This is a genomic window from Protofrankia sp. Cas8, from assembly GCF_963555845.1.
Classification (GTDB): Bacteria; Actinomycetota; Actinomycetes; order Frankiales; family Frankiaceae; genus Protofrankia.
The window spans coordinates 30,857-36,265 of record NZ_CAUVXI010000029.1 but is presented as its reverse complement, the minus strand read 5'-3'; the positions used below and the strand labels follow the sequence as shown (position 1 = coordinate 36,265).

Below are 5,409 nucleotides of genomic sequence, written 5' to 3'. Positions count from 1 at the left end.
CCCGGTCCTTGGCGTCCAGGGTCGGCAGCTGGACACGCTGGGTCCACAGCGTGACGCGGAACCGGGTGCCGATCTCTTCGAGGTCTGGCGGGGGAAGTCCCGCGTCCAGGCATGCGGTGGTCATTCGTTGGATGCCGCTGCCCCACTGCTCGATCAGCCCCAGTGAATTGAAGACCCGGCCGATGACCCGGTTGCGCAGTTTGGACACTCCGCGACGGATATCGTCGACCGTCAGTCCGAACTGCAGCAGGCCGGGGTTCTCCACTTCGAGGCGGTCGTCGAAGACCGCGATGCGGATGGGCGCGCCGCGCTGCCGGTAGTCGGCGTGTGCCACCGCGTTGACGACCGCTTCCCGGACCGCGACCGGAGGCAGGTTCCACCGGTCTGTTCGCAGGACAGGGCCGATGTCGATGCCGTGCAGACTGTGCTTACGCACGAACCCGAGCGCGTCTTCCACCGCGAGTACCAGGTTGGATCGGATCTCTGCCTGGTCGACGATCTGGGACTTGTCGGTGCCGAGGAACTGTCCGGCCTGGATCCAGGCATCGGGGAAAAGCCGGGCACGGTCCTGGTCACGGCCGAACAGCAGCAGGCCGCCGACGGTCGGGACGAGCCGTCCTTGGTGGGCCGTCACCAGTCTGAGGGTCTCCAGGTCGGCGGGGCGTAGCTTTCGGAGCTGGCTGAACGCCTCGGCAGCCGCCGGGAAGTCGATCGCGTCCGAGCCCAGTTCCGGCGTTGCCTGTTCGTCGTAGACTTCGCCCCGTGCGTAGCGGCGCAGTTCTTCGACCAGGTCGGAGTCGGCCCGTCGATTGGTTGAACCGACCCGCACGTAGACGCCGCTCTCCGGGCCCTCCTGGCTGACATGATGCGGCCGGGACGGGCTCGGGTAGACCTCCACCGCGACAAGCTGGGTGCCGCGCCACGGCGCGATCTCGATGTCGGGAACCATACGGGGCGCGATCGCGTCGCTGATCAGATTCGCCAGTCGTTCTTCGAGATCCAGAGGTTCCGGCACCCCCCGGACGTGGCGTGTGCCGTCCTCGACGCCGATCAGCAGCACACCGCCAGCGGTGTTGGCGAAGGCGACCAGACTCCGCAGAACACCCCGAGGTGACGACAGGTCACGCTTGAACTCGAGGGTCTTGCCCTCAGGTCGGGCCAGGAGATCCGACAGGTCCACAAGCTCGGAACTCTACTCTGAAGGGAAATCTCGTCCGGGGTCGGCCCTACCACCAGTGGTGTTCCGGTCGCCGGCCATCGTCCCGGGGTGCCCGGTCTGGTGGGATGAACGGGTGACCAGGGGCGATGACCTGACGGTACTGGCGAACGCGTTGCGGCGGGACCGGCGTCGTGATCCGCGCGCGGGTCGGCGTGAGTATCCCCAGGCTGCGCTGGAGCTGGCTGATTGTTGTGAGCGGTTGCTGGCGGACGGGAACGCGGGTGCTGTGGTGCCGGCGTTGCACAAGGCGGTGGACCGGATGACCAGCGCCCTGATGTACATGGACGACTCGTCGGGGATCGTCGGCACGGACCTGCGCCACATGATGAGCCTGTACGCCCGTGCCTGTGTGGATGCCCCGCCGGATCAGGCGGGGCTCGCGCGCTGGTTGGCGGCGCTGTCGTTCGACGGGCCGGGCTGGCCGGAGATCCGGCTGGCCGAGTTCGTGCCCGCGCTGGGCGCCAGGGGTCTGTCCGAGCTGAGCGCCGAGGTGGCGCGGCGCTCAGCCGCCGCTGAGCCGGGGTCCTGGGGCCAGCTGGTCGCGGCCCGCGACCTGCGGGAGCAACTTGCCGAGGTGTCCGGTGACGTTGATCGACATGTTGCCATCCTCGCCGAGAACCTCAACAGCGCCAGGCAGTACCAGCGGATCGTCGTGGCCTTGCGGGACCAGTTAAAGCGCAGGTCACAATACATGTCGATCTTTGCTGGCAAGACTGAGTGCGCCCGGCAGGGATCGAACCTGCGACCAAGTGCTTAGAAGGCACTTGCTCTATCCGCTGAGCTACGGGCGCTTACCGCCTATTGTGCGGGTCTCCTGGCATGAACGCGCAGCGCGGTTCGCACCTGGCCAGCGGAGGAATAATCGATCATTTCGCGCCCCGTGTCAACCAGCTGCCGGCATGTCCGAGCCTGATGAACCGGGTCTCGCGCCGTCCCCCGGTGCCAATCCGACGCGGTCAGCTGGTCGCATGCCTCGCCACGCCCCGATACTCGGATGACCTTGTGACGCTTGGTCAAAAAGTCCAGAATGGCATATTTTGTACTGATCGTGCATCCCGCAGTGTCGCTGCTGTGGACAGCTGCGCGGCTTTCCACAGCGGACCTCGGTGGCGTGTCGAAGTGGTCGTCAACGGTCACAGTGTGACGTGGGACGAGACAGCGGACGGTCTCGCCGGGTTTCTCAGGGCCGGCGACCCTTCGGGACCGTCCGTCACGGAAGCAGGCCAGTATCCATGATCCGGGAGGAACCATGATCGAAGCATCGGTCACGCTGCTCGGCAACCTCGTCGATGACCCTGACGTGCGATGCACGGCGAACGGGAACTTCGTCTGCTCCCTGCGCATGGCCAGCACGTCGCGCCGGTTCGACCGTTCGCAGAACCGCTGGGTGGATGGCCACACCGTATTCGTGACCGTCACCTGCTGGCGGCACCTGGCGGAGAACGTCGGAGCGTCGCTGCACAAGGGCGACAGGACGCTCGTGGTCGGGCGGCTGCGGCAGAGGTCCTTCGAGACCCAGGACGGAGGCCGCCGGGTCGTCTACGAAGTGGATGCCGATGCGGTCGCTGTCGACCTGACCCGCCAGTCGGCCAAGGTCCGGCGGGTGGTCCGCTCGAACCGGGAAGCCACGGAGGTCATGGACGTCACCGAGGTTACGGAGGCAGCCGAGGCTACGGAGGCAGACGAGGCTATGGAGGTCACGGACGCCATGGGCGCGGTGGAGGTCGTGGACGCCACCGAAGGCGAAGGAAGTGCGGTGGGCTCCGAGCCCCTCGCCGGCAATGGCATGACCGGTGTGCACAATGGCCAGACCGGCGTCGGAACCGGCTCCGGGTACCGTGACGGGGGTTTCACCCATGCAGGCGCGGACGAGCTGCTCGGCGAGTCGATACCAGGCGATCTACCAGGGGCGCCGGGGTCTGAGCGCCGCCCCCCCGGCGTCCCGGCCCAGCGTCCGGCGACGGTGTGATGGCACGGTAGTCGGCGGCTTGCGGGTGGCTGTCGGCACAGGCGCCGCCCGGTTGCGAAACGGTCATGAGACGGGTGGATGCCCGGTCCCACCCGGACCTGTGGGTAGCGTCAGTCCGTGACCAGCGCGCGGGGTGCCGATATACCGACGCCCATCCGGGTACCGCGTGGGCGCGTGGACGGGCCCACGGCACCCGGCGATGCGCCAGAACCACGATCGCATCGCCTTTGGCCCTCTAGCCGGAGCCGGTCAGATGACCGCCTCGACCCGTTGCCCGAGCCCGTGCTCGACCGGCTCGGTGACCCACGACCGTCGTGGCGCCGACCGTTGGTGGTACTGCGGTCACGGCTGGCCGCGGTGTCTCGGCCCGGATGGACAGTGGCGGCCGCGGCCGTGCTCAGCGCGCTTGCGGCTGTCCTGATCAATCACTATCTGTTTCCGTATCTGTCGATCAACAACGACGAGGCCCTCTACCGGCTGCAGGCCCAGACACTGGCGGGCGGCCATCTGTTTCCGTCGGCGTCGACGCCGGCGCAGTCCTACGCACCGTGGCTGGCGGCGGTCGTCGACGGCCACTACGTCCTGAAGTACACCCCGGTGGTTGCCGGGCTGTTCGCGTTGAGCCTCGTGCTCACCGGCGGGACCGTCGCGGGACTCGCCTTTGTCGCCGCCGCCGCGGTTGTGGCGACCTACCACGCCGGAATCGAGTTGCTGGGCGATCGGCGGGCCGCCGCGGTCGCAGCCTGGCTGCTGGCACTGTCGCCGCTGGTCATTCTGCACAGCGCGATGATGTTGTCCTATCTGCCGGTCCTTGTGCTGTATGAGTGCGTGCTTGTCGGGTTGCTGCGAGGGCTGCGAACCGGTCGTGGGGCGCCGCTTGTCACGGCAGGGCTGGCGCTGGGGTTGGCGATGGCGGTGCGCCCGTACGACACGGCCCTGGTGCTCGGCCCGCTTGCGGTGTGGGCCGTGCACCGGGGCGCCCGCGGACAGCGGTGGTGGCTGCTGCGTTGGGTCGGGGTAGGGCTGATCGTCCCGGTCGCCGCGTTGCTCAGCTACAATGCGGCGGCAACGGGCAGTCCGTTCACACTGCCGTTTGCGCTGCTTGAGCCCGACGACAAGCTGGGCTTCGGGGATCGCCGCCTGTTTCCCACCGACCCTGCGCACCGCTTCGGGCCGGTTGAAGGGCTCGTCTCCATCGGTGACCATCTCTGGTTTCTCGGTATCTGGGCGTGCGGTGGCGTGTTCCTGGCAGCACTGTCGGTCGCGGCGGTCGTCCGCCGTCGACTGTCCGGGCCGGCCCTCGCGGTCGGGGTCGGGGCAGTTCTGCTGATTCTTGGGTACATCGTGTTCTGGGGAGCCTGGAACGCGGCCGAACTGTGGGGTGGCATCCGCTATGTCGGTCCTTTCTACCTCATGCCCGTACTCATCCCACTGGTCTTTTTCGGAGCTCGGGGGCTGATCGACCTCGCCGTCGCGCGGCCATGGGCAGGCGGGCTCACCGCTGCTGCCTGTCTGGGGCTGAGTACCGTTGTGCTCGTCTTCGCGGTGGGGGCCAACGTGTCCTTCACCCGACGTGATCGCAATTTGACAAACATGATCACAGCCCAACCCGGGCGAGTACTGGTCATCGTGTCGGCCGACCCGGCGTTCCTCATGCACCCCACGTCGGTGGTGGCCAACTCGCCCGCGATGGACGGCCGGGTGTTGTATGCGGTATCACGAGGCCGCGCCGACTTCACCGTTCTCGCCGATCATCCGGATCGATCACCGTACCTGCTTCGGTTGCCCGACGGATACAACCGGACACTTGAGTCACCGTCGGCTGCGCGGTTGGAACGGCTGCGGGTCGTCGACGGGCTGAGCATCGGTGTCGATGTGCGTGCATCGGTTCCGGCCGGGGCTCGCGCGGCCCGGTTGGAGGTGATCTCTGACGGACGTCGAGCGTCCTACTCCCTGGACCCGGCCCGGCCGGTGACCGCTACGCTCACCATTAGCCCCGACAGGGTGGACGTGGCCGGCATCGGTTCCGCTTCCACGATCAGTGCTGTACCTGCGGTGGGTGTACCCACGGCAGGCGTGTTGGCGAAAATGGATCATTCGGTGATATTGGCGTTGTTCTACACGCTGGCGTCTGGTGGCGGTGAACGGTTTCTCGACCGCCAGGATCTCCCGGTCCGCGTCGATGCCGGGACCGGGACCGGGACCGGCGTCAGCGTTGTCG

The 5,409-nt window shown here is 67.4% G+C and carries 3 protein-coding genes and 1 tRNA gene; 2 read left to right on the top strand and 2 right to left on the bottom strand.

Features of this window, described 5'->3' with window-relative positions; genetic code table 11:
- Together U9977_RS07120 and U9977_RS07115 are read right to left on the bottom strand one after the other, a co-directional pair.
- The coding region (locus U9977_RS07120; protein WP_322748383.1) for a helix-turn-helix domain-containing protein at window positions 1–1,180 on the bottom strand (1,180 nt) is incomplete at its 3' end.
- 757 nt (window positions 1,181–1,937) lie between these two features.
- Window positions 1,938–2,010: transfer RNA gene (locus U9977_RS07115), tRNA-Arg, on the bottom strand.
- 458 nt (window positions 2,011–2,468) lie between these two features.
- Here U9977_RS07115 and ssb point away from each other — a divergent pair.
- Together ssb and U9977_RS07105 are read left to right on the top strand one after the other, a co-directional pair.
- Window positions 2,469–3,188 (top strand): single-stranded DNA-binding protein, encoded by a 720-nt coding sequence (gene ssb / locus U9977_RS07110; protein ID WP_322748382.1) that lies wholly within the window; start codon window positions 2,469–2,471, stop codon window positions 3,186–3,188.
- Between the two features lie 270 nt (window positions 3,189–3,458).
- A partial coding sequence (locus U9977_RS07105) for a hypothetical protein (protein WP_322748381.1) occupies window positions 3,459–5,409 on the top strand: 1,951 nt, incomplete at its 3' end.

Coding starts and splice junctions, on each gene's coding strand:
- ssb (WP_322748382.1), top strand. CDS start 2,469: ATGATCGAAGCATCGGTCACGCTGCTCGGCAACCTCGTCGATGACCCT.